Source organism: Aquitalea sp. ASV11 (assembly GCF_016429185.1).
GTDB classification, from domain to species: domain Bacteria; phylum Pseudomonadota; class Gammaproteobacteria; order Burkholderiales; family Chromobacteriaceae; genus Aquitalea; species Aquitalea pelogenes.
In genome coordinates this window covers 1-327 of sequence record NZ_JAELUD010000198.1, presented here as the reverse complement: position 1 = coordinate 327, position 327 = coordinate 1, and the positions used below count along the sequence as shown (strand labels likewise).

At 76.8% G+C, this 327-nt stretch carries 1 protein-coding gene; it reads left to right on the top strand.

Annotated features, from left to right (window positions below; genetic code table 11):
- On the top strand, window positions 1-294 hold a 294-nt coding region (locus JHD62_RS21690), incomplete at its 5' end, for a hypothetical protein (RefSeq protein ID WP_199104611.1).
- Window positions 295-327: the final 33 nt, after the last annotated feature.

The following is a 327-nucleotide window of genomic DNA, read 5'->3' as shown; positions in this document are numbered from 1 at the left end:
CCCCCCCCCCCCCCCCCCCCCCCCCCCCCCCCCCCCCCCCCCCCCCCCCCCCCCCCCCCCCCCCCCCCCCCCCCCCCCCCCCCCCCCCCCCCCCCCCCCCCCCCCCCCCCCCCCCCCCCCCCCCTTCACCCCCCCCCCCCCCCCCCCCCACCCCCACATCTTACTGTTCGTCGGCAGCGTCAGATGTGTATAAGAGACAGTGCCAGTGCCGTGCTGACTGACTGGCTGGCCCGTTATCGCCAGTGCGCGGTGCAGCCGGACAGTACCGCAGTGCACAGCGCCCAGCCGGGCTAAGCGTCACGATTTGTTGTGGTCGTATCTTGTTGT